18 protein-coding genes are annotated in these 24,161 nt (G+C 59.8%); 9 read left to right on the forward strand and 9 right to left on the reverse strand.

Annotation, left to right across the window (positions count from 1 at the left end; translation table 11 throughout):
• Positions 1 to 28: 28 nt before the first annotated feature.
• From mtnN to NKJ21_RS13435, 3 genes are read left to right on the forward strand one after another with little or no spacing between them, the layout of a single operon-like run.
• Positions 29 to 727, forward strand: a complete 699-nt coding sequence (gene mtnN / locus NKJ21_RS13425) for a 5'-methylthioadenosine/S-adenosylhomocysteine nucleosidase (protein ID WP_008807361.1) — start codon at positions 29 to 31, stop codon at positions 725 to 727.
• Positions 720 to 1,520 (forward strand): vitamin B12 ABC transporter substrate-binding protein BtuF, encoded by an 801-nt coding sequence (gene btuF, locus NKJ21_RS13430; protein WP_012542811.1) that lies wholly within the window; start codon positions 720 to 722, stop codon positions 1,518 to 1,520. The genes mtnN and btuF overlap by 8 nt, the downstream gene beginning before the upstream one ends.
• A gap of 36 nt (positions 1,521 to 1,556) precedes the next feature.
• On the forward strand, positions 1,557 to 2,180 hold the full coding sequence (locus tag NKJ21_RS13435) for a TRIC cation channel family protein (protein WP_002889277.1): 624 nt from the start codon (positions 1,557 to 1,559) through the stop codon (positions 2,178 to 2,180).
• Positions 2,181 to 2,265: 85 nt separating this feature from the next.
• Here the strand turns inward: NKJ21_RS13435 and erpA are convergent, their stop codons facing one another.
• Both erpA and clcA read right to left on the reverse strand, forming a co-directional pair.
• Complete coding sequence (erpA, locus tag NKJ21_RS13440; protein WP_008807363.1) at positions 2,266 to 2,610, reverse strand: iron-sulfur cluster insertion protein ErpA; 345 nt, start codon at positions 2,608 to 2,610, stop codon at positions 2,266 to 2,268.
• 81 nt (positions 2,611 to 2,691) lie between these two features.
• Positions 2,692 to 4,110: a H(+)/Cl(-) exchange transporter ClcA gene (gene clcA / locus NKJ21_RS13445; RefSeq protein WP_008807364.1), complete on the reverse strand. Its 1,419-nt coding sequence runs from the start codon at positions 4,108 to 4,110 to the stop codon at positions 2,692 to 2,694.
• A gap of 180 nt (positions 4,111 to 4,290) precedes the next feature.
• Here clcA and hemL point away from each other — a divergent pair, with 180 nt between their 5' ends.
• Entirely contained in the window at positions 4,291 to 5,571 is a 1,281-nt protein-coding gene (gene hemL, locus NKJ21_RS13450) for a glutamate-1-semialdehyde 2,1-aminomutase (protein WP_022065539.1), read from the forward strand.
• Between the two features lie 136 nt (positions 5,572 to 5,707).
• Here the strand turns inward: hemL and fhuB are convergent, their stop codons facing one another.
• From fhuB to mrcB, 5 genes are all read right to left on the reverse strand, one after another.
• Positions 5,708 to 7,690, reverse strand: a complete 1,983-nt coding sequence (gene fhuB / locus NKJ21_RS13455) for a Fe(3+)-hydroxamate ABC transporter permease FhuB (protein ID WP_109909963.1) — start codon at positions 7,688 to 7,690, stop codon at positions 5,708 to 5,710.
• The gene (fhuD, locus tag NKJ21_RS13460) at positions 7,687 to 8,580 is read right to left on the reverse strand and encodes a Fe(3+)-hydroxamate ABC transporter substrate-binding protein FhuD (protein ID WP_012968911.1); all 894 of its coding nucleotides are present in this window, start codon (positions 8,578 to 8,580) and stop codon (positions 7,687 to 7,689) included. Before fhuD ends, fhuB begins: the two co-directional genes overlap by 4 nt.
• Positions 8,580 to 9,377: a Fe3+-hydroxamate ABC transporter ATP-binding protein FhuC gene (gene fhuC / locus NKJ21_RS13465; RefSeq protein ID WP_023339603.1), complete on the reverse strand. Its 798-nt coding sequence runs from the start codon at positions 9,375 to 9,377 to the stop codon at positions 8,580 to 8,582. The genes fhuD and fhuC overlap by 1 nt, the downstream gene beginning before the upstream one ends.
• A gap of 45 nt (positions 9,378 to 9,422) precedes the next feature.
• On the reverse strand, positions 9,423 to 11,630 hold the full coding sequence (gene fhuA / locus NKJ21_RS13470) for a ferrichrome porin FhuA (protein WP_022065534.1): 2,208 nt from the start codon (positions 11,628 to 11,630) through the stop codon (positions 9,423 to 9,425).
• 234 nt (positions 11,631 to 11,864) lie between these two features.
• Positions 11,865 to 14,414: a bifunctional glycosyl transferase/transpeptidase gene (gene mrcB / locus NKJ21_RS13475; protein WP_254732941.1), complete on the reverse strand. Its 2,550-nt coding sequence runs from the start codon at positions 14,412 to 14,414 to the stop codon at positions 11,865 to 11,867.
• 587 nt (positions 14,415 to 15,001) lie between these two features.
• Between mrcB and gspS the strand changes: the two genes are divergently transcribed.
• Positions 15,002 to 15,376: a type II secretion system pilot lipoprotein GspS gene (gene gspS / locus NKJ21_RS13480; protein ID WP_012968915.1), complete on the forward strand. Its 375-nt coding sequence runs from the start codon at positions 15,002 to 15,004 to the stop codon at positions 15,374 to 15,376.
• 39 nt (positions 15,377 to 15,415) lie between these two features.
• Here gspS and gspB read toward each other — a convergent pair whose 3' ends face one another.
• On the reverse strand, positions 15,416 to 15,973 hold the full coding sequence (gene gspB / locus NKJ21_RS13485) for a type II secretion system assembly factor GspB (RefSeq protein ID WP_012968916.1): 558 nt from the start codon (positions 15,971 to 15,973) through the stop codon (positions 15,416 to 15,418).
• 256 nt (positions 15,974 to 16,229) lie between these two features.
• The gene (gene pulA, locus NKJ21_RS13490) at positions 16,230 to 19,538 is read right to left on the reverse strand and encodes a pullulanase-type alpha-1,6-glucosidase (protein WP_032731631.1); all 3,309 of its coding nucleotides are present in this window, start codon (positions 19,536 to 19,538) and stop codon (positions 16,230 to 16,232) included.
• Positions 19,539 to 19,722: 184 nt separating this feature from the next.
• On the opposite strand from pulA, the gene NKJ21_RS13495 reads away from it, so the two are divergent.
• The 4 genes from NKJ21_RS13495 to gspE are packed head-to-tail and all read left to right on the forward strand — an operon-like array spanning position 19,723 to position 24,160.
• On the forward strand, positions 19,723 to 19,860 hold the full coding sequence (locus tag NKJ21_RS13495; RefSeq protein WP_162542770.1) for a hypothetical protein: 138 nt from the start codon (positions 19,723 to 19,725) through the stop codon (positions 19,858 to 19,860).
• Positions 19,845 to 20,687 (forward strand): type II secretion system protein GspC, encoded by an 843-nt coding sequence (gene gspC, locus NKJ21_RS13500; RefSeq protein WP_022065530.1) that lies wholly within the window; start codon positions 19,845 to 19,847, stop codon positions 20,685 to 20,687. The genes NKJ21_RS13495 and gspC overlap by 16 nt, the downstream gene beginning before the upstream one ends.
• A gap of 9 nt (positions 20,688 to 20,696) precedes the next feature.
• Positions 20,697 to 22,670 carry a GspD family T2SS secretin variant PulD gene (gene pulD, locus NKJ21_RS13505; RefSeq protein WP_162493344.1) on the forward strand — a complete coding sequence of 658 codons (1,974 nt, stop codon included), beginning with the start codon at positions 20,697 to 20,699 and terminating at the stop codon, positions 22,668 to 22,670.
• Complete coding sequence (gene gspE, locus NKJ21_RS13510) at positions 22,667 to 24,160, forward strand: type II secretion system ATPase GspE (protein ID WP_012542822.1); 1,494 nt, start codon at positions 22,667 to 22,669, stop codon at positions 24,158 to 24,160. Before pulD ends, gspE begins: the two co-directional genes overlap by 4 nt.
• The last annotated feature ends 1 nt before the right edge of the window (position 24,161 follow it).

The following is a 24,161-nucleotide window of genomic DNA, read 5'->3' on the forward strand; positions in this document are numbered from 1 at the left end:
CTAAACCTGACACATCGCGAGTAAATCTATGAAAATTGGCATTATTGGCGCTATGGAAGAGGAAGTTACCCTCCTGCGCGACAAAATCGAAAACCGCCAGACTATCACTATTGGCGGGAGCGAAATCTATACCGGCCAACTTCACGGCGTTGACGTCGCTCTGCTGAAGTCTGGTATCGGGAAAGTGGCGGCGGCGACGGGCGCGACCCTGCTGCTGGAGCGCTGCCAGCCTGACGTGATCATTAATACCGGTTCTGCCGGCGGCCTCGCGCCGACGCTGAAGGTCGGCGATATCGTCGTCTCCGATGAAGCGCGCTACCACGATGCCGACGTCACCGCCTTCGGTTATGAGTATGGCCAGCTGCCTGGCTGCCCGGCGGGCTTTAAAGCGGACGATAAGCTGGTGGCCGCCGCCGAAGACTGCATTAAAGCGTTAGATCTCAATGCCGTTCGCGGCCTGATCGTCAGCGGCGATGCCTTCATTAACGGCTCCGTCGCGCTGGCGAAGATCCGCCATAATTTCCCGCAGGCAATCGCCGTGGAAATGGAAGCGACCGCCATCGCTCACGTCTGCCATAACTTCAAGGTTCCCTTCGTGGTGGTTCGCGCCATCTCCGACGTGGCCGATCAGCAGTCCCACCTCAGTTTTGAGGAGTTCCTTGCGGTCGCCGCCAGACAGTCCACCCTGATGGTGGAGAATCTGGTACAGAACCTGGCACGTGGCTAAGTCGCTATCCTTCGCGCTTGCCGCGCTGCTGTTACTCGCCCCGGCGTGGCTACTGGCCGCGCCGCGGGTGGTCACCCTCTCCCCCGCCAATACCGAACTGGCCTTTGCCGCCGGGATCACGCCGGTCGGCGTCAGCAGCTATTCCGATTATCCGCCGCAGGCCAAAACCATAGAACAGGTTGCCAGCTGGCAGGGGATGAACCTGGAGCGCATCGTGGCGCTAAAGCCAGACGTGGTGCTGGCCTGGCGCGGGGGCAATGCCGAACGCCAGGTTAACCAGCTGCAGTCGCTGGGTATTCATGTCCTCTGGGTGCAGACCTCGACGATAGAAGAGATCATCGCCACCTTGCGTCAGCTGGCGCAGTGGAGCCCGCAGCCGGAAAAAGCGCAGCAGGCGGCGCAGGCGATGCAGCAGGAATACGATACGCTGAAAGCGCGCTATGCCAATGCGCCGAAGAAACGCGTCTTCCTGCAGTTCGGATCCGCGCCGCTATTCACCAGTGGTCCCGGTTCGATTCAGGATCAGGTGCTGGGGCTGTGCGGCGGCGAGAATATCTTTGCCACCAGCCGTGTTCCCTGGCCGCAGGTGAGCCGCGAACAGGTGCTGGCCCGCCAGCCGCAGGCGATCGTGGTGACCGGCGACGCCAGCCGCATTGCCGAAGCGCAGCGCTTTTGGCAACATCAGCTCACCATTTCGTTGATTGCGTTACACAGCGACTGGTTTGAACGCGCAAGCCCACGTATTATCCTCGCCGCCAAACAACTTTGTGCGGCGCTTGACCAGGTAAAATAATCATCCGGCACACCGGATGTTCAGTGGGAATCAACGATGCTTGTCTATTGGCTGGATATTATTGGCACGGCTGTCTTCGCGATCTCCGGCGTTCTGCTGGCGGGAAAATTACGCATGGACCCATTCGGCGTGCTGGTGTTAGGCGTGGTGACGGCGGTGGGCGGCGGAACCATCCGCGACATGGCGCTGGCGAATGGCCCGGTATTCTGGGTCAAAGATCCCACCGATCTGGTGGTGGCGATGGTCACCAGCATGCTGACCATCCTGCTGGTCCGCCAGCCGCGTCGGCTGCCGAAATGGATACTGCCCGTTCTTGATGCCGTCGGTCTGGCGGTGTTTGTCGGCATCGGCGTCAATAAAGCCTTTCTCGCCGGCAGTGGTCCGCTGGTGGCGGTCTGCATGGGGGTGGTCACCGGCGTCGGCGGCGGGATTATCCGTGACGTGCTGGCGCGCGAAATTCCCATGATTCTGCGCACCGAGATCTACGCCACCGCCTGTATTGTCGGCGGCATTGTCCACGCTACAGCGCACGACACCTTTCATCTCCCGCTGGAGAATTCGGCGATGATGGGCATGGTGGTGACACTGGTGATCCGTCTGGCGGCGATCCGCTGGCACCTGAAGCTGCCGACGTTTGCCCTGGACGATAACGGGCGGTAGTAAAAGCAAAACGGTAACCTTAAGGTTACCGTTTTTCGCGTTGGCTCCCTCTCGCTGGAGGAGAAGGCGCCCGGTCGCACTCGCTTTAAACGCTGAATGAGGAACCGCAGCCGCAGGTGCTTTTCGCGTTCGGGTTGGTCACGATGAAACGCGAACCTTCCAGACCCTCGGTATAGTCGACGGCGCCGCCGACCAGATACTGCAGGCTCATTGGGTCAACCACCAGGCCGACGCCCTGTTTCTCGATGGTCATATCGCCTTCGTTCACCTGATCGTCAAAGGTGAAGCCATACTGGAAACCGCTGCAACCGCCGCCGGTGATATACACGCGCAGTTTCAGGTTCGGATTATCTTCATCCGCAATCAGGTGTTTTACTTTGTTGGCTGCGGCTTCGGTAAACTCCAGCGGCAACGCTACGTCATCACTCATTTTTTGCTCCCATTGATACTTCCGGCCGGTTAAAGAATAACCGGACCTTTTGAGCCATTATCTAATACCCTGGTAAATCGTTCAAGTATTCTCCCGCGGTGCCTGCTGCGCTTTTGCCGCCTGCTCGGCCTCCTGCTTCGCCAGCGTACGTTGCAGAATGGTCGAATACAAAGGCTTACCGCCGAGGAATTGCGCCAGTAGTGTTGCGCCAAGGCAGGTAATAATCATTGGCAAAATGAGCTGATAGTTATCCGTCATCTCCAGCACCAGCACAATCCCGGTGAGCGGCGCGCGCACCGAGGCGGCCAGCAGCGCCCCCATCCCGGCGATGGCGAAGGTGCCGGCATCGAGATGGTAGGCCGGAAACAGCGGAATAGCCGCCATGCCGAACGCCGTGCCCAGCAAGGTGCCCAGCGCCAGCATCGGCGCGAAGATCCCCCCCGGCGCGCCGGAAGAGAAGCAGATCAGCGTGGTCACCACGCGGGCAATAAAGATAAACAGCAGCAAACCGACGGAGAAATTACCGGCGGCGGCGATGGGGATCAGGTTAAAGCCACCGCCCACCGCGGAGGGCTGCATCAGCCCCAGCAGGCCGCAGATCCCGCCGATGACCCCGCCCATCAATACCCATTTTTTGATATTGCCACCGTGGATGCGCTGGAAGATATCCTGGGTGCGCAGCACCAGGAAGTTAAACAGCGGACCAAAGCAACCAAAGAGCATGCCCAGCACCAGATACAGCCACAGGGTATTCACCGGGGCGTTGCTCAGCTTGCCTACCTCAATGATCGCCGCTTCGCCATTGAAAATACGAAACACAATGCTCGACATGATCACGCCGGTAAATACCGCTTTAATGGAGATCAGGTTGTAGCGAAACTGCGGGCGCATCTCTTCGATGATAAACAGAATACCGGCCAGCGGCGCATTAAAGGCCGCCGAGAGCCCCGACGCCGCACCGGTCGCCAGCAGCGTGTGCCGCGCCTCCGGACTGCGCATGCGGAAGATATCCAGCACCATGCGTCCAATGTTGCCGCCAAGCTGCACCATCGGCCCTTCGCGTCCCAGCACCATTCCGGCGCCCAGGGTCCCCATGCCGCCGATGAATTTCACCGGCAGCACGCGCCACCAGCGCACCGGCCGCAGCTCCTCCAGCGCCCCTTCGATTTCCGGGATCCCGGAGCCGCCCGCCTCCGGCGCAAAGCGGCGCACGAGAAAATAACCGACCATTGCCAGCAGCGCCGACAAGATAAACGCCAGCGGCCAGACCAGATACCAATGATCGGCCACCTGCGCCAGCGCGCCGATCCGCTGGTTCTGCACCCAGTTCACGCTCTTTTCAAACGCCACGCCCACCAGACCGGCCAGCGTGCCAACCACCGCCGCCATCAACAGGACCGCCAGCGGCGTTTTATCGCGCTGAATCAAACGGCGCACCGCATCGCCGCGACGTACCCGCACGAACTGATGTGCTTCAAAAGAGGGAGTTTCTGCTTTCATGCCATTATCAATTATTGGTAATAAAAATGAAGAGAGAGGCATTTTAGCCGTCCCGGCGCGCTGCGTCGTCAAAAAAATGCCCTTGCGGCACATTGTTTCAATTGGGCAAAACTTTCATAACCATCCTGGAATAACTTAGAATAGCCGATAAAACATTTTTCACGAACCAGGACCCTGGCCATGAGCAAATCTGAAAATCTATACCATGCTGCGCGCGAACTGATCCCCGGCGGCGTTAACTCGCCGGTGCGCGCCTTCACCGGCGTCGGCGGCACGCCGCTGTTTATCGAACGCGCGGATGGCGCCTATCTTTATGACGTGGACGGGAAGGCCTATATCGATTATGTCGGCTCCTGGGGTCCGATGGTGCTGGGCCACAACCACCCGGCTATCCGCAATGCGGTGATCGAAGCGGCGTCCCGCGGCCTGAGCTTTGGCGCGCCGACCGAAATGGAAGTGAAAATGGCGGAGCTGGTGACCGAGCTGGTCCCGACCATGGATATGGTGCGGATGGTGAACTCCGGCACCGAAGCGACCATGAGCGCCATTCGCCTGGCCCGCGGCTTCACCGGCCGCGATAAGATCATTAAGTTCGAAGGCTGCTATCACGGCCATGCCGACTGTCTGCTGGTGAAAGCCGGTTCCGGCGCGCTGACCCTCGGCCAGCCAAATTCGCCGGGCGTGCCAGCCGATTTCGCGAAACATACCCTGACCTGCACCTATAACGACCTCGCCTCGGTACGCGCGGCGTTCGAGCAATATCCACAGGATATCGCCTGCATCATCGTCGAGCCGGTCGCCGGGAATATGAACTGCATTCCGCCGCAGCCGGAGTTCCTGCCGGGCCTGCGCGCGTTGTGCGACGAATTTGGCGCCCTGCTGATCATCGACGAAGTGATGACCGGCTTCCGCGTGGCGCTGGCGGGCGCCCAGGCTTATTACGGCGTGGAGCCGGATCTGACCTGTCTCGGGAAAATCATCGGCGGCGGGATGCCGGTGGGCGCCTTCGGCGGCCGCCGCGAAGTGATGGACGCGCTGGCGCCGACCGGCCCGGTGTACCAGGCTGGTACGCTCTCCGGTAACCCGATCGCCATGGCCGCTGGCTTCGCCTGCTTAAGTGAAGTGGCGCAGCCGGGTGTGCATGAAACCCTGACCGATCTGACCAACCAGCTGGCGGATGGCCTGCTGAACGCGGCGCGCGAAACCGGGATCCCGCTGGTGGTCAATAACGTCGGCGGCATGTTCGGCATCTTCTTTACCGATGCCGAAACCGTCACCTGCTATCAGGACGTGGTGAAGTGCGATGTCGAACGCTTCAAGCGCTTCTTCCACCTGATGCTGGAGGAAGGTGTGTACCTGGCGCCGTCGGCATTTGAAGCCGGCTTTATGTCCATCGCTCACAGCGAAGAGGACATTAACAACACCATCGACGCCGCCCGTCGGGTGTTTGCCAAACTGTAAGGTACTTGAAGGCCTGGTGGCGCAGGGATTTTCCCGGAGGCGGCGCGCTGCGCCTTGTCCGGGCTACCAAATCGCACAGCGCTGTAGCCCCGGTAAGCGCTAGCGCCACCGGGGATATTGAGGCCATCCAGGATCGTTAGCGGCTCTGCTTTCTCAGCAAATAGATAAAGTACGGCGCGCCGATAAAGGTCGACAACAGCCCCGCCGGGATCTGGTAGGGGAACATGATCATCCGCCCGCACCAGTCGGCGAACACCAGCAGCATCCCGCCCGTCAGCCCGGAAATCACCATATGCGGCATCGTCCGGCGGAATCCCAGCATCCTCGCAATATGCGGCGCCATCAGGCCAACGAAACTTAACGGCCCAATGGTGAGCGTCGCCGTCGCCGTCAGGCTCGCCGCCAGCAGCAGCAACCCGATACGCGATGGCGTCAGCGCCATCCCCACCGCCCGCGCCGCCTCGCCGCCCAGCGGCAAAATGGTCAGCCAGCGGCGGCAGAGCGGCGCCAGCGCCAGCAGCGCCAGCATCACCACGCCACTACGCAGCACCATCTCCGGCGTCGCGCTATAGGTCGAACCGGACATCCACGTCAGGATCTGCGCCATGCGCGGATCGCCGCTGGCCTGCAGCATCATCAACAGCATGGTGAAGGCGGTACTCAGCGCCATCCCCGCCAGCAGCATCCGGTGCGGCGAGAAACCGCCGCGCCCGGCGGCGATCAGAATAACCAGCAGCGTTGCCGCCGCGCCAAGGCTGCCGGCAGGCAGCAGCCAGACAAAGGCGTTGCCCGGCACGAAGAACAGCATCAATACCACACCGAACGCCGCGCCAGAGCTGATGCCCAGTACTTCCGGGCTGGCCATCGGGTTGCCGGTCAGGCGTTGAATGATGCAGCCCGCGACCGCCAGCATCACCCCGGCGAACAGCGCCGAGAGCACACGTGGCCAGCGCCAGGGCATCAGTTGCGCCAGCAGATCGCCGCTGGCCCACTGCCAGCCATGGGCATCGCGACCAAAGGTCAGCGCGGCGGTTATCGCCAACAGCAGCAGCGCTAAGCCGCCCAGCGCGAACCACGGCACGTGGCGGCGCTCGATCAACGCTTTATCGCCGCCATTCATCACCGGGGCGCTGATGCTGCGCAGCCGCGGCAGCAGCCACAGCAATAAAGGCGCGCCAATCAGCGCGGTGACTGACCCGGTCGAGACTTCCCGCCAGACCCGGCTGAGCCAGAGAATAATTTGATCGGAAAGCCACAGGATCAACGCGCCAATTAGCGCCGCCAGCAGCAATCGCGGCAGCAGGCGGCGGGCGCCGAGCATTTTCGCCAGCAGCGGCGCGAACAGACCGATAAAGCCGATAATGCCGACCGCGTTAACCAGCAGCGCGCTGATGACAATCGCCAGCGTCAGCACGCCAAGCCGCGCCAGAGACAGCGCCAGCCCAAGGTTGCGCGCCACGCCATCATCGAGTCCCATCAGGGTTAACGGGCGTAGCAATAACAGCGTCAACATCGCGCCGCCGAGCAGCTGCGGCCACAGGCGTTGCACCACGCTCCAGTCGGTCTGCGTCAGGGTGCCAGTACTCCACAGGAACATGCTTTGCAGCTGATCGTGATGGAAAATCACCATCAGCTGATTGACCGCGCCGCAATAGAGACTCACTACCAGGCCGGCCAGGATCAGCGTCACCGGCGACAGACGTTTGCCCCACGAGACGCCAAACACCAGCGCCCCCACCAGACAAGCCCCAGCCAGCGCCGCAAACTGCGAGGCCAGCACGCCAGGGATGGCCCATAGCGTCGTCACCGTCATTCCCAGCTGTGCGCCGGTGGCGACGCCGAGCGTGGTTGGCTCCGCCAGCGGGTTACGCAGCACCTGCTGGAACAGCACGCCGACCAGCCCCAGCCCGGCGCCGACCAGCAGCGATATCGCCAGCCTCGGCAGCAGGCTGTAATGGAACAGCATCTGGGCGATATTATCGATATCCGGCTGCCACAGCGCCTGACGCCATTGCGCGTAAGGTAAAGCGACATTGAGGTTGACGATGCTCAGCGCGAAAGCGGCAACCAGCAGCCCGGTCAGCAGGAAAATGGCTAACGGCGAGAGACGCGCGTTCATACCGCCGCCCTCCCCTGCGCATCGGCCAGCACGCGGGCGAAATGCATCGCCGACAGCGTCGCGCCATAGAACCACACCGCCGGAACCCGCTGGAAACGCCCCGCGCGCACGAACGGCATCGCCTGCCACAGCGGGGTCGCCAACAGCTGGGCCATCTCCCGATCGTTGCCATGATCGAAACAGATCACATCGGCCTCGTTAAATGCCGCCAGCCGGTCAATACCGACGGTGACGCTGCCCCAGAATGCCGCTTCGCCGCGCCAGGCGTTTTGAATGCCAAAGCGGTCAAGCACCTCCTGGAACAGGCAGTTCTCACCAAATACCAGCACGTGGCGGGCATCGAGCAGCGAAATCATCAGCAGTGGGCGATCGCCACGCCGGGCAAATCGCGGACGCAGGTTCTCCATCAGCGCGTCGAACTCCGCCAGATGGCGCTTCGCCTGCTGTTGTTTACCCAGCAGGTCGGCCATTTCCAGTAGCGAACGCTGGGCCATCGCCAGCGGCCGTTTGCCGTCGCTGAAGGTGAAACCACGGCCAGGCGCGATACGCGCCAGCTTTTCTGGCGACGGGCCATAGCCTGCCGACCAGACGATAAACGACGGTTTCATCTGCGTCAGCAGCTCAAGATTGGGTTCGGTGCGCAGGCCGACATCGATTACCGACGCGGGCAGCGCGGGTTCGTTCACCCACAGGCGATAGTTGGGAATGTCGGCCACGCCGTAGGGCGTGACGCCAAGCGCCAGCAGCAGTTCGGCCGGCAGCCACTCCAGCGCGACGACGCGCTGCGGGTCAATGTTCGCCGCCTGCGCGCCGCGCATCTGCCACAGCAGCGGCGAGAGCGCCATCGCGGTCAGCAGGCGGCGTCGGGTTATCAGAGTTGGGTTCATCATCAATAGACAAAACTTACCGGCGCCGCGCCCGCCGGGTGCGGCAGGATCCCCATCGGGATGCCGTAGATTTGTTCCAGCGTGTCGCTGCGCATCAGTACTGCTGGCGTCCCCTGGGCGATCATTTCCCCACCGCGCAGCGCGACCAGATAATCGCAGTAGCGGGCAGCCATATTGATATCATGCAGGACCGCGATCACCGTCAGGCCACGCTGCTGGCTGAGACGATGCACCAGCGCCAGGACATCGACCTGATGGGCGATATCCAGCGCCGAGGTCGGTTCATCAAGCAGCAGACAGCGGCTATCCTGCGCCACCAGCATGGCGATCCACGCCCGCTGACGCTCGCCGCCGGAGAGACTGTCCACCAGCCGCTGCGCCAAAGGCTTCAGCCCCACCAGCGCGATCGCCTCTTCCACCTTTTCGCGATCCGCCGCGCCGAAGCGCCCCAGCGCGCCATGCCACGGGTAGCGACCTATCGCCACCAGCTCGCGAACTGTCATCCCTTCCGCCGCCGGCAGCTGCTGCGGCAGATAGGCCACTTTGCGGGCAAACGCCTTGCTACTCCAGCTCTCCAGCGGCTGGCCGTCCAGCAGCACCTCGCCCGCGGAAGGCGGCTGATGGCGGCCGAGCATTTTCAGTAATGTGGATTTGCCGGAACCGTTATGGCCTATCAGGCCAGTCACTTTTCCTGCCGGGAAGGTTAACGAAAGGGGGTGAAGCAGCGTGCGACCCGGTACGCGAAAGGTCACGCCATTTAACGCAAAGGTGGTCTCAGAGTGCGGAGTCTGTTCCTGCATAGCAACAACCTGATGTTGGGCGCGGCGAACCGCGCCCGTGAGTAGTTAGAAGCGGAAGGTTGCGGTCGCGACAACCTGACGTCCCGCACCCCAGTAGCAGGCGTATTCGCTATAGCAGCTGGAGACATATTCGCGGTCAAACAGGTTGTTGACGTTGACGCCGACCGAAGAGCCCGGCAGGCCAAAGCGCGCCAGATCGTATTTGACCGTCGCATCCATCAGCGCATAACCGGCCACATTGAAGGCATCATTTTTGTTACCGGTGCTGGTGTCAGTTTTGTAATAGCTGACCGTAGAACCGATATAGCGCGCCCCGGCGCCGACCGTCAGACCGCTGAGCGCGGTTTCGTGGAAGGTGTAATCCGCCCACAGCGACGCCATGTTACGCGGCACTTCCGCCGGACGCTTGCCGTTGAACACCGTATCGTGAGTGTATTCCGCATCGGTATAGCTGTAGGCCGCGGTGACGTTGATATTGGCGTTCACCGCCGCTTTCGCCTCCAGCTCAAGGCCGCGGGAGCGGATCTCGCCGGTCTGGATGCTGAACGCCTGGTTAGCCGGATCCGCCGTCAGGTTCTTATCTTTGGTCAGCTGATAGACCGCGGCGGTGACCACCACTGGCATATCTTTCGGCACATATTTCACGCCAGCTTCATACTGCTTGCCACGCGACGGATCGAACGGCTGGCCGTTAAGCCCGGAGCCCGATACCGGCTCGAAGGATTCGCTGTAGCTGAAGTACGGAGAGATGCCGTTATCAAACAGGTAATTGATACCGCCGCGCCAGGTGAACTGCTGGTCGTGATTCTCCGCCAGGCTGTTGCTGGAGCGAGTTAACGTTGAGGTGGTGGCGTAATCGTAACGGCCGCCCAGGGTCATGACCCACTTATCCCACTCCATCTGATCCTGCGCGTACAGGCCCGTCTGCTCCATTCGGTTGAGGACCGCGTACGGGAAAGTGACCTGAATATTCGGGTTGCCGTATTGCGGGTTGCTCATGCTGATAGGATCCGCCGTCCCGTAGTCGGCATCCACATCGTTGCGCATTCGTGAGTAATCCACGCCGGTCAGCAGCGTATGGCTGACCGCGCCGGTGGCGAAAGCAGACTGCAGCTGGGTATCGACGGTAAAGGTGTTCAGGTGCTCATCAGAACGCACATAGGCGCGATTCATGTAGCCCGGGGCGACATAGCCATTCCCGTACACCGAGCGATACAAGGTATCGACTTCGGCATAGCGCAGGTTCTGCCGCACGGTAAAGGTGTCATCAAACTGATGGGAGAAGCTATAACCCACCATCTTCTGGCGGCGCGAGATCTTATTATCCGCCTCGCCTTCGTTGAAATCGGTCGGCAGCTTGTGCGCCTTCCCGTTGGCATCGTAATACGGCACCACGGTGCCTTCGCGCGGCAGCCAGCCGTAGTAGCCCGCATCCGGGTCATTCTGGAAGTTGCTCAGGAAGGTGAAGTCGGTTTTATCGTCCGGGCGCCAGCTAAAGGACGGCGCCACCGCATAGCGTGTAGACTTCGCCATCTGCTGCTGGGTATCCTGGCTGCGGCCCAGGCCGGTCAGGCGATAGGACCAGACGCCGGCATCATCAATGGCGTCGCTGAAGTCAAACCCGGTCTGCCACAGGTTGTCGGTGCCCATCTTGAACTGCACTTCTTTCAGCGGCTCAGTGGTCGGGCGTTTGCTGACCATGCTGACGATACCGCCAGGGTTGCTGTTGCCGTACAGCACCGAGGTTGGCCCGCGCATCACTTCCACGCGCTCGAGGAAATACGGGTCCATGGAGACTTCAGAGTAGTTATTTCCCTGCAGCTTCATGCCGTCCAGATACTGGTTGGTATTGACGGTCGTCGAGGTAGTGAAACCGCGGATGGTGACCACATCATAGGTGGTCGAGCTACCGCGGGTGGAGAAGACGCTCGGCGTATAGGAGAGCGCCTCTTTTACCGTGGTCGGCTGGCGCATCTCCATCTCCTGGCGCGTGACCACCGAGACAGACTGCGGCGTTTTTTCGATCGGGGTATCGGTTTTCGTCGCCGTGGCAGAGCGTTTTGCCGCGATGGTCGGCGCCGGTCCCCAGGCACTTTCCTGGGCGGCCGGTGCCGCAACGACGGTGATAGTCTCTTCTTGTTTCGGTTGTTCCGCAGCCTGTGCATAGACAGACATGCCGCTAACCGCCGTGGCTACTACGACTGCGATTTTACGCAGCGAGTGATTTGGCTGAGCAGTTTTTGGACGCGCCATGGGTATATCTCTGATGAAAGTGAATGATAACGTAAACGATAATTATTATTATGACGGGCGATATAATAGGCGAAACGCCGAAGGCAAGGCAAGCGATATGCCAGCCTGGCGAGACCGAAGGCCGAATTAATAACCAGATAGTTATTATGGAGTTAAAGAGGCGTTAACTTTTTTACAGGTATAAAAAAACCCCTTAATACTTTCGTATTAAGGGGTCGGGTTGTGCGGCCAAAATCAGTTACTGCCGAACATATCCTTGATCCAGCCCGCGACGCCGTCGCTCTTTTCCTGCTGCTTCGGCTGTTGCTGTTGCTGTTGCTGCTGCGGCTGCTGTTGCCCGGACTGATTAAACGGGTTGTTCGCTTCCTGCTGCTGCAACTGCTGCTGCTGCATCATCTCGCCCTGGCGGCACAGCGCATCCGGCTGCGTCGTCCAGACCGGCAGCGAACGGACGCCACCGCTGCAGACGAGGTTGCCGTTGCTGTCCACGCCCATGTCGACCACGTCTTCCGGCGCCGTCAACGCCAGCGGCGTCGGCGTCTGGTTCGCCAGATAGCGCTGGTAAATCGACATCGCGCCGCTGGCGCCGTACAGTTTGGTCGGCTGGTTGTTGTCGCGGCCCACCCAGGTGATGGTCACCTGGCTACCGTCGATGCCGGCGAACCAGGTATCGACGTTATTGTTGGTGGTCCCGGTTTTTCCCGCCAGATGCAGGCCCGGATACTTCGCGCCCAGCTGACGCCCCGTGCCGCGCTGCACCACCTGCTGCATGGTCCACAGCGTCATGTAGGCCGCCTGGGCAGGCACGGCGCGTTCCGCCTGCGGGTAGCTCTGGTAAAGCACCGTGCCATCTTCCGCAATCACTGACCGCAGGGCGGACAGCGGCGCACGGTTGCCGCCGCTGGAAATCGTCTGGAAGGCCTGCGCCACTTCAATCGGCGTCAGGTTCAGCGCACCCAGCAGCATCGCCGGCACCGCGTTGAGCTGATTCTTCGGCGCCCCCAGTTTAGTCCAGGTATCGACGACCGCCGGCAAGCCCAGCGCCATCCCGAGGTTAACCGTCGGGACGTTCATCGAGCGGGTCAAGGCATCCACCAGCATCACCTGGCCGCTGAAGCGACGATCGTCGTTCTGCGGGGACCACGTCTGGCCGTTGGACAGGCGAATGGTCACCGGCGCATCGGCGATCCAGGTGTTCAGGCGATACTGATTGGGCTGGCTCAGCGCGGTCAGATAGGTCGCCGGCTTGGCCAGAGAACCAATCGACCGGCGGGCCTGCATCGCGCGGTTGTAGCCGGCGAACTGCGGCTCCGCGCCGCCGACCATCGCCCGCACTTCGCCGGTGAAGCGGTCCACCACCACCATGGCGGTTTCCAGGTCTGCCAGCTTGCGCTGTTTCTTCAGTACCGGGATCCCTTCAGTAGCCGCTTTTTCCGCCGCATCCTGCGCCACCGAGTCGAAGGTGGTGAAGATCTTCACGCCGGAGAGATCTTTCACTTTATCGCCCAGCTTCGCCTGCAGCTCCTGACGAACCATCTGCATAAAGGCCGGCTGCGGTGAAATCACCCCGCCGCGCGGCTGCACGCCCAGCGGACGCGCGCTCAGCATATCGTACAGCTCCTGGTCGATAACCTGCTGCTGCTGCAGCAGACGCAGCACCAGATTGCGTCGCTCAAGGGCCAGTTTCGGGTTGCGCCACGGGTTATACACCGACGCCCCTTTCACCATCCCCACCAGCAGCGCCTGCTGATCGAGGCTCAGCTCTTCCACCGGACGGCCAAAGTAGTACAGGCTGGCCAGCGGGAAGCCGCGAATTTCATTATCGCCGCTCTGGCCGAGGTACACCTCGTTCATATACAGCTCAAGGATGCGATCCTTGCTGTAACGGGCATCGACGATCAGCGCCATATACGCTTCGTTGGCTTTACGCCAGTAGGAGCGCTCGCTGGAGAGGAACAGGTTTTTCACCAGCTGCTGGGTCAGGGTACTCGCCCCCTGCACCGTACGACCTGCCGTCAGGTTCGCCAGCACCGCGCGGCCGATGGAATACAGGCTGATACCATCGTGCTCGTAGAAGTGGCGGTCTTCGGTCGCCAGCAGCGTATCCACCAGCAGATCCGGGAAGCCACTGCGCTTCACGAACAGGCGCTGCTCACCGTTCGGCGACTGCAGCATGGTAATAAGACGCGGATCGAGACGGAAGAAACCGAACTGGCGGTTATTATCCATATTCTCGATGGTCTCCAGATGGTCGCCATCGAAGGTCAGACGCGCGCGCACCTGCCCTTCTTTACTGTCCGGGAAATCGAACGGACGACGGATCATCTCGATGCTGTTGGCCTGCACGGTGTATTCGCCCGGGCGCGTCATCGCGCTGACCTGACGATACTGGGTGGCGTTCAGCAGACGCACCATCTCGTTTTTGCTGATCTGCATATCCGGCTCAAGATTCACCATCCGGCCATAAACCGCGGCCGGCAGCTCCCAGACTTTACCGTCAATGCGGCTGCGGATTTTCTGATCGAGGTAGACGCCATAGGCGGCAATCAGCACCGCGAAGACAATCCCCAGCTTGACCAGCAGCCACAGCCAGCGGCGCTTACGACGAGGTTTGCCACCGTTGCCTTTTCCTTTTCTCGGCACCGGTTTCTCATCCTCATAATCATCGTCATCATACTCGTCGTCGTAGTCCTCTTCCCGGACCCGGCGACGGGTAACTTTTTGTTTTGTCGGACGTGAGGGTCTCCCCTTACGTCCGATAGGCTCGCGGTCATCTCCCGCCATGCTTTTTCTCCGCAACGTTCAGGCGCAAGGGCCTGATTCTCAATACTTCCCCTGCACAGAGGAAGAAGAAATCTCTCAAATTAACGTCCAGGCTGCTTATCCTTCGGACGACAACCTGCTGGCAGGCAGGACATGCCGCCAGCCTTTCATGAGGTTGGTTTGCTTCGTTTTACATGATATTAACAATAAAAATTCACCATAAAATCATTATGTTAAACGCATCATCAGCAGAAATGGTCAGAACATAGCACGTAATGTTCAGGGCATACAGGATAGCACTAAAATGCGACATTCTTAACCAGCATTTTACCTCCTGCGCACGTAACAAGATGGGAAAGAGTATGTTTTTTAATAACATAAAAAATGACGCTCGCCCTGATGCCAAATGCGGCGGCATCGCCTCACACCGAAAATATATTTCCCGGACGACAACATTTATTATTGAGAGAAGTAAAGGGAATTAATCGAGTTTCTTCCAATAAAAATGAGAGCCTGTTAACATTTATGCAGAATAATATTTTATGATGACACCAGGAAAATCTTTGTTAAACTAGCGGCCAGTGATTCATTATTTTGATTACTTTACTATGCGCATTCCGCTTATATTTTCGCTTTGCGTGGTCGCCGTGCTCTCTGGCTGCCAACAGAAACCCGCCTCAACGCTCAGCCCGGCCATCAGCAGCCAGGCGCAGCTGGAGCAGCTCTCGTCGGTAGCAGCCGGGACGCGCTATCTCAAGAATAAATGTAATCGTAGCGATCTGCCCGCCGATGAAACGATATATCGGGCAGCGGTGAATGTCGGCAAAGCGCGCGGGTGGGGAAATATTGACGTGGCGACGTTAAGCCAAAATAGCGACCGGCTTTATCAACAACTTTTGCAGGACAGCACTCCGGAAGCCACACAGTGTAGTCAATTTAATCGCCAGCTCGCTCCCTTTATTGCCAGCTTGCGCAGCGACTAAACAAAATATTCTCAACGCGCATTTTATTGCGCGTAGCCCTTATTCCCCTTTCGGCTCCTCGTCAATTTTCCCGCCGGGCCAGTCATCCAGCGCCGCCAGGGTAAATGTTGTGCCGTTGAAGCTAAAGATCGTCACATCCTGCTGGATCTGCTCCACCACCAGATTGGGCAGCGGGGAATCACCCTCCGACCACGCTTTGCCGTTTAACACAATGCTGCGCTTTTCCGGTAGCGAGGCGTAGACATGGGCGCTGTAGCGCAGGGGCGGCAGCGTATCGCTGTCCACTACCGGCGCCGCTGGCGCGCTGGGTTTTACCGCCGACGGCGGGTTTTTTGGCGCGGTCTCCCCGGCGGCGGTTAACGGCAAAAGCGCCGCATGAGCCACCGGCAGAGGCAGCGTTTGCGGCGGTGACGGATGGCGCCACTGCTCGCCGCCAAACCAGCCGAGCGCGATAAATAATCCGGCGTACAGCGGGATAATCCAGCCGGGGATCTGCACCATCCGGCCGCGACTTACCGGCGCGTCTGCCTGCGCGGACGGCGGCTGATGCGCCACCAGAGGCGGGATGCCTCTTTCACTATCATCACGAACAATCACAACCGTCTCCTGTTCCCTCACGGTGCAGAGAAGGCGCCCTTACGGGCGCCCCAGACTGCTGACAAAGTGCATTCTTCAGAGATTGCCCGGCGGCGCTACGCTAGTGCGGGCCGACAGATAACCGCATAACTGTTTGATATTGCAGTCTTTCGTAGGCCGGGTAAGGCGTAAGCCGCCACCCGGCAGAAAGGCGAGCACAATAACGAAACAGGTTTGTCATCAGCCAGAGGCGCCCTTACGGGCGCCCCACGTTATGTTATTTACTGCTCACCGGCAGGCCAGCGCCCTGCGATTCCCCCTGTGGCAGCTCGAGAACCGCTACCGACCAGGCCGGCAGCGTGACCGAGCCGTCAGCGGCAACCTGCACGCCGCTCGCCAGCGAACGGTCGCCTGCCGCCTGCTGGATGGCGCTCAGCTGCAGCGATGTGCCGGCGAAGTCCTGCAGCGTCCGGCTTTCCGGTGCGGCGTTGATCGCCACCACGATGCCGTCGACACGGCTGTCCAGACTGGCGCCAGCCTGCATCCCATCATCGATGGTCATCACCAGCAGACCCGTCTGCTGATCGGCGCCGGTGTTGCGGAAGTCCACGCGCTTCATCACCGTCGCGCCGTCACCGAGGGTAAACAGCGGAGACGATTTACGCAGCGCGGTCAGCTCCTGATAAAACGCGGTCATCTGCTTGAGCTCCGTTTCACCCGGAGTAGCCACCGCGTCTTTCACCCGGGCGATGATGTCATAGTTGCTGCCATCATCGCTGCTGCGCGGCATACCCACGTTGTAGTTGTTGTCCTGCAGGGAGTAATCCACGCGGTTAAACCAGTCACCGGAATCATACGAATCGCGGGTAAAAGATTTAGAGCGCAGCAGCTCTGAGCCCTGCTGGTCAAAGGCGATCCCCTGGCCGAGCATCACCGTCGCCAGCGACACCGCCTGCATCCGGACGCGGGTATCGAGATCCGCCTCCTGAGCAGCTTTGTAGCTGATCATGTCCCACAGCGTTTGGTTGTCGTGTTTTGACACATAGTTCACGACTTCCGTCGGGTCAGCCGCATAGCCGCCAGGCGCGCCGTTATAGTCAATCTCGCTGCCTTTCTTCACCGCGCCGTCTTTGTCGATCAGCACAAAGTCCGCAAGGTTACCGGCCATGCCCAGACGGGTCAGATCGGCGAGGTGGCGCGCCTGATCGTCGGTCATGCTGGTCAGCTCATTCGGCAGAACGCCGGCGCCGCTACCCACCCCCTGATTCTGGCGCAATGCATCGCCGGAATCGAACGGCCCGCCGCCGCGCACGGCGTCACGCAGACGATCGGAGAACGTGCCGATCCCGGTGCCTTTCAGATTGATTTGCGAGGCAATTTCAAAGCGATCGCTCTGGTTGGAATCCCAGCCTTCACCAAAGAAATAAATGTCCGGGTTCAGCGCTTTAATGCGCTCCCAGGCCGAGAGGATCTGCGCTTTCGGATGATAGCCCATCAGGTCGAAGCGGAAGCCATCGATCTTATAATCGGTGGTCCATACCGCCAGTGAATCGGCGATAAGCTTGGCGAACATCCGGTGCTCTGGCGCCGAGTCGGAGCAACAGGTGGCCGATTCCACGCTGCCGGTGGTTTCATTCAGGCGCTGATAGTACCAGGGGACGATCTTATCCAGCACCGAGGTGCGGTCGGTCGGGCCGGCGGCGTTGGTGTGGTTGTACACCACGTCCATAATGACGTTCATTCCCAGATCCTGCTTGATCGCCTGAATCATGGTGCGGAACTCTTTAATGCGCGCCGTGCCTTCCGGATCGGTGGCGTAGGATCCTTCCGGCACCGTGTAGTGGAACGGATCGTAGCCCCAGTTATAGGAGTCGGTCTGCGCCACCAGCGTATTCAACGCCTGCACCTGCGGGTTATCCTTGCTGTCGTTCTGCTTCAGCTGGGTCAGCACCTCTTCGACCGTCGAACCGCTGTCGCAATAGCCCGCGAACTCGCTGCTCTTCACCGCGCTGTTGATCTCGCACAGGCGACTGAACGGCTGCTGAATATCGGCGACTTTGTCGCTGAACTCATTGACCGTCGCCAGATCGAAGACCGGCAGCAGCTCAATATGGGTCACTCCCGAGGCCGACAGCTGTTTCAGATGCTGGACCATATTGCTCTCCTGGGCGGTGAGCGCCAGATACTTACCGCGCAGTTCGGCGGGAACGGTTTGATCCCAGGCAGAGAGATCGCGAATATGCGACTCGTGGATCGTCATTTTCGCCAGGTCGGCTTTGGTTTTCTGCGCGTGCGGCATCGTCAGCCCGTCCCAGCCTTCCGGCTTCAGCGCGCTGTCGTTGAGATCGACCACCTGGCTGTACTCCGAGTTGGTCGACAAACTATGGGCGTAGGGATCGGTCACTTCGTACTGCTCGACTTTACGCGACTGCGGGTGGTAGACGGTCATCGCGTAGCGGTAGAACGCGCCCTTCAGGTCGCTCCCGCCCTGCCAGGACCAGGCGCCGGAGGCGCTGTCGCGGGTCATCGGATGGCTGGCCACCACCTTCTTGTCGGCGCTGTAGACCACCAGCTCAACCTGCTGCGCCGTGGGTGCCCAGACGCGGAAGGTCACGCCGCTATCGGTTAGCTGGGCGCCGTAGCTCAGCGCCTCGGCGGCGGCGGCATAGGTATCGTCCAGCACGCCGGCGGTCTGTACCTGGGTGGCGGAGCTCAGGATCCCGTCGCTTTCGGCGGATATCGCCACCGTCTCGCCCTGCAGCAATTCATCGACGTTGACATCATCCGGCAGCTTAAAGGCAGGATAGCTGGCGAGATGCGGGAAGCGCATGCTCACCTGCTGACTGACGGTGGTGGGAGTCAGCTTGACATACTTATCGGTAAATTCGCCGTTACTGTCGGCGGCCACCTTACTGCTGTGGCTGTAATAGAGGCGCACAATGGGTTTATTTTCGCCGCCCGGCCACAGCAGGGTGGTTTTATCGACCCAGTGCGCATCGGCCAGCGCCACGCCAAAGGCGGCGCGGAAGGCGTCGGCGCGGGAGTCATAGACCGCGCTGTTGCCAGCGATGACCGATACCGTGCGATCGGTGAAATCGCCAAAAGAGACGCGCAGGTCGCTGTCGATAAGCTTATTGGTGCCATCGCGGACGATAACGTTGATACATCCGCTCTCTTTAGTCAGCGGGATCACCCAGTAAGGGCCATATTTGTCGCTGCCGGTCGGCGTAGTGCTGACATCATTCCAGTCCGCCACCGGCGCGCTCAGCGCATCACAGGTTTCGTTATTCCATAGATAGAGGTTTTTAGTCGCATAGTCGGCCGGCGTGCTGCTGGTGATGCCGGCGATATCGACAAGGTGAATGACAGCCTGGTTGGCGGAAGCCTGCGCCGCTTCGCCAGGGACGGCAACGTCCGGTAAGCGGACGACCACATCCTGCGGGTCGGGCGTACCGGGCGTGCCTGGGTTGCCAGGATTGCCTGGTGAACCCGGTGAGCCAGAGGGTGAAGAGGAAGAGCTGTTATCACAGCCACTCAATAATACTAACGATCCAAGAAATAGGGCATGACAGGTATATCTGAGCATTCGATAGTCCCTAATATGCTTATTAAATTATAAAAGGTAAGAAAGGATGAATATCTTTACAGCGCGCTAATTAGATATTTTTGCTTTCCGGGGCGCAATCATCCCCCACAAATGAGAGGGGGGCGTAGGAAACCGGGGGAGTAAATCAATAAAGGGAATGACGACCCGAAACCGCAAACTGATTATGATTCGCCAAGCTTATCGCCACTCTCCGGCAATAAATAATTCAAAAGCCAATAATCACCTACCTGTTTCGGTAGGGTATTACGCCAACGTGCAGAAAAATAAATTAGTAAAGGAATTAAAATGCCAGTTTCTGTGATGGGGTTAACAAATATAAATAAAGGGATAATTAAATTATTACCACAAATTGTGACGCTCATCATATTAATAACCGCTATCCCCCAGCTGGCGAAATTAACCTGGCGCGTGGTATTCCCTGTGAGTCCTGAGGATATTTCCGCCCTGCCATTAACCGCTTCTCCAATGGCGGAGTCGGAATTAAAAACCGAACGGCCTGTATTTACCCTGTTTGGTCTGGTGGCAAAAAACAACCCCGCGCCAACGGATGCAACCCACCTCAATCAGGTGCCGGTTTCCAGCCTGAAACTACGCCTTACGGGTCTGCTCGCCAGCAGTAACCCGGCACGATCCATCGCCATTATAGAAAAAGGAAATCAGCAGGTTAGCCTTAGCGCCGGCGATACTATCCCGGGGTATGATGCGCGGATCGTCGCCATTCTTCCCGACCGGATCATCGTTAACTATCAGGGACGCAAAGAGGCCATTTTGTTATTTAACGATACCCGCGCGCCGTCGTCATCGCCCGCTACAGCGGCCACTCCGCCTCTTGTGAAGCAACTCCGCGAACAGCCGCAAAATATCCTCACTTATTTATCTATTTCGCCGGTGCTCAGTGGCGACAAACTGCAGGGCTATCGCCTTAATCCAGGCAAAGACGCCTCGCTATTTCGTCAGTCCGGCCTGCAGGAAAATGATTTAGCCATTGCCCTAAATGGCATTGATTTACGCGATCAGGCGCAAGCACAGCAGGCGCTGCAACACCTGAATGAACAGACCGAAATAACGCTGACCGTTGAGCGAGAAGGTCAACGACACGATATCGCTTTCGCGCTGGGGGATGAATAATTGCCAACCATAAAACGACTGCGGAAAATGCTGACTGTGCTGCTGATATTAACGCCGCTGCTATTTCGTCCGGCCATCGCAGAAGAATTTTCCGCCAGCTTTAAAGGCACCGATATCCAGGAATTTATCAATACCGTCAGCAAAAACCTGAATAAAACGGTGATTATCGATCCCAGCGTGCGCGGCACCATTACCGTACGCAGTTACGATATGCTCAATGAAGAGCAGTATTATCAATTCTTTCTTAGCGTGCTGGATGTGTATGGCTTCGCCGTGATCAATATGAATAACGGCGTACTGAAGGTGGTGCGGGCTAAAGATGCAAAAACCTCGGCCGTCCCGGTCGCCAGCGAGGCTGCACCGGGCGAAGGCGATGAAGTGGTCACCCGGGTGGTGCCCCTGACCAACGTCGCCGCCCGCGATCTCGCCCCGCTGCTTCGCCAGCTGAACGATAACGCCGGCGCCGGCAGCGTGGTCCATTATGAGCCCTCCAACGTATTGCTGATGACCGGCCGCGCAGCGGTCATCAAACGCCTGCTGACCATTGTCGAGCGCGTCGACAACGCCGGGGATCGCAGCGTGGTGACCGTTCCCCTCTCCTGGGCCTCCGCCGCGGAGGTGGTCAAACTGGTTACCGAGCTCAATAAAGACAGCAGCAAGTCGGCGCTGCCGGGCTCGATGGTGGCGAACGTGGTGGCCGATGAGCGCACCAACGCGGTACTGGTCAGCGGCGAGCCGAACTCGCGCCAGCGCATTATCGCCATGATCAAACAGCTCGACCGCCAGCAGGCGGTGCAGGGCAACACCAAAGTGATCTACCTGAAGTACGCCAAAGCCGCCGATCTGGTGGAGGTCCTCACCGGGATCAGCAGCTCACTACAGAACGATAAGCAAAGCGCCAAACCGGTGGCCGCGATCGACAAAAATATCATTATCAAAGCCCACGGCCAGACCAACGCCCTGATCGTCACCGCGGCGCCGGACGTGATGAACGATCTTGAGCGAGTGATCGCCCAGCTCGATATCCGCCGCCCGCAGGTGCTGGTGGAGGCGATTATCGCCGAAGTGCAGGATGCCGACGGCCTCAACCTCGGTATCCAGTGGGCCAATAAAAATGCCGGCATGACCCAGTTCACCAACAGCGGGCTGCCGATCTCCACGGTTATCGCTGGCGCCAACCAATACAACAAAGACGGTACCGTCAGCAGCTCGCTGGCCAGCGCTCTGGGCTCGTTTAACGGTATCGCCGCCGGCTTCTATCAGGGGAACTGGGCGATGCTGCTCACCGCCCTCTCCAGCAGTACCAAGAACGATATTCTGGCCACCCCCAGCATCGTCACCCTCGACAACATGCAAGCCACCTTTAACGTCGGCCAGGAAGTTCCGGTATTAACCGGCTCGCAAACCACCTCCGGCGACAACATCTTTAATACCGTCGAGCGCAAAACCGTCGGCATTAAGCTGAAGGTGAAACCGCAGATTAACGAAGGCGATGCCGTGCTGCTGGAGATTGAGCAGGAGGTATCGAGCGTCGCCGACTCGGCCTCCAGCACCAGTAGCGATCTCGGCGCGACCTTCAATACCAGGACGGTGAATAACGCCGTGCTGGTCGGCAGCGGTGAAACGGTGGTGGTTGGCGGGCTGCTGGATAAAAGCGTCACCGATACCGCCGACAAAGTGCCGCTGCTCGGCGACATCCCGGTGATCGGCGCCCTGTTCCGCTCCGAGAGCAAGAAAGTGTCGAAACGCAACCTGATGCTGTTTATCCGTCCGACCATCATTCGCGATCGTGATGAGTACCGTCAGGCCTCTTCCGGCCAGTACACCGCATTCGACAATGCGCAAACCAAACAGCGGGGCAAAGACAGCAGCGAAGCGACACTCAGTAATGACCTGCTGCACATCTATCCAAAGCAGGAGACCCAGGCCTTCCGCCAGGTCAGCGCCGCCATTGACGCCTTTAACCTCGGAGGCCGCCCATGACGCCAGCCGCCGAACGCCGTCCGCTGCTGCCCTTTGCCTGGGCCCGCGCGCATCATCTTGTGCTGCTCAGCGACGGCGAACGCTGCGAAGCGCTGTGCCGCTCCGATACCGCCGCCCGGGCGCTGCTGGAAGCGCGTCGCCTGGCGGACGGACCGATGAGCGTCAGCCGTCTGGCGCCGGACGCGTTCGAGAAAGTGCTGGTGCTCAGCTATCAGCGCGACTCGGCGGAAGCGCACCGCATGATGGCCGATATCGGCAATGAGCTCGACCTCTATACCCTCGCCGAAGAGCTACCGGACAGCGACGATCTGCTCGACAGCGAGGACGACGCGCCGATCATCCGCCTGATCAACGCCATGCTCACCGAGGCCATCAAAGAGAAAGCCTCGGATATTCATATCGAAACCTATGAGCGCCATCTGCAGATCCGCTTTCGCGTCGACGGCGTGCTGCGCGAAATTCTGCGCCCGCAGCGGCGGCTGGCCGCGCTGTTAATTTCGCGTATCAAGGTGATGGCCAGCCTGGATATTGCTGAAAAACGGATCCCTCAGGATGGGCGGATGGCGCTGCGCATCGGCGGGCGGGCGATCGACGTGCGCGTCTCCACCCTGCCCTCCAGCCACGGCGAACGCGTCGTCCTGCGCCTGCTGGACAAAAACAGCGTCAACCTGGATCTGCTGACGCTGGGCATGCCCCCCGCTCTGCTCGATCGGGTCGACGCGCTGATCGCCCGGCCACACGGCATTATTCTGGTCACCGGGCCGACCGGGTCGGGGAAAAGCACTACCCTGTATGCCGCCCTCAGCCGCCTCGACGCCCACGAACGCAATATCATGACCATTGAAGATCCGGTGGAGTATGAGCTGGAGGGCATCGGCCAGACTCAGGTCAACGCCAAAGTCGATATGACTTTCGCCCGCGGCCTGCGCGCCATACTGCGCCAGGATCCGGATGTGGTACTGGTGGGGGAAATCCGCGATGGCGAAACCGCCCAGATCGCCGTCCAGGCCTCGCTGACCGGACACCTGGTGCTGTCGACCCTGCACACCAACAGCGCGCTGGGCGCCATTTCCCGTCTGCAGGATATGGGCGTGGAGCCTTTTTTACTCTCCACGTCGCTGCTGGCGGTGATGTCGCAGCGGCTGGTGCGCCAACTGTGCCCGCACTGCCGTCAGCCCACGCAGGCGGATGCCGACACCGCCCGGCAGATGGCGGTCCCGGTCGGCGCGCGGCTGTGGCAGCCCAAAGGCTGTCCGGAGTGTAATTTCATCGGCTATCGCGGACGCACCGGTATTCATGAACTGCTGCTGGTTGACGACCGCGTCCGCGCCGCCATCCACCGCGGCGAGAATGAGATCACCCTGATCCAGCAGCTGGGGCCAGCCTGGCAAACCCTGCGTCATGCCGGACGCGACAAAGCGCTGGCGGGGATCACCAGCTGGGAAGAGGTGATGCGGGTCACCGAACAGCAAACGACGGAAAGCGTCTGAG

The organism is Klebsiella sp. SWET4 (assembly GCF_024296565.1).
Classification (GTDB): Bacteria; Pseudomonadota; Gammaproteobacteria; order Enterobacterales; family Enterobacteriaceae; genus Klebsiella; species Klebsiella variicola.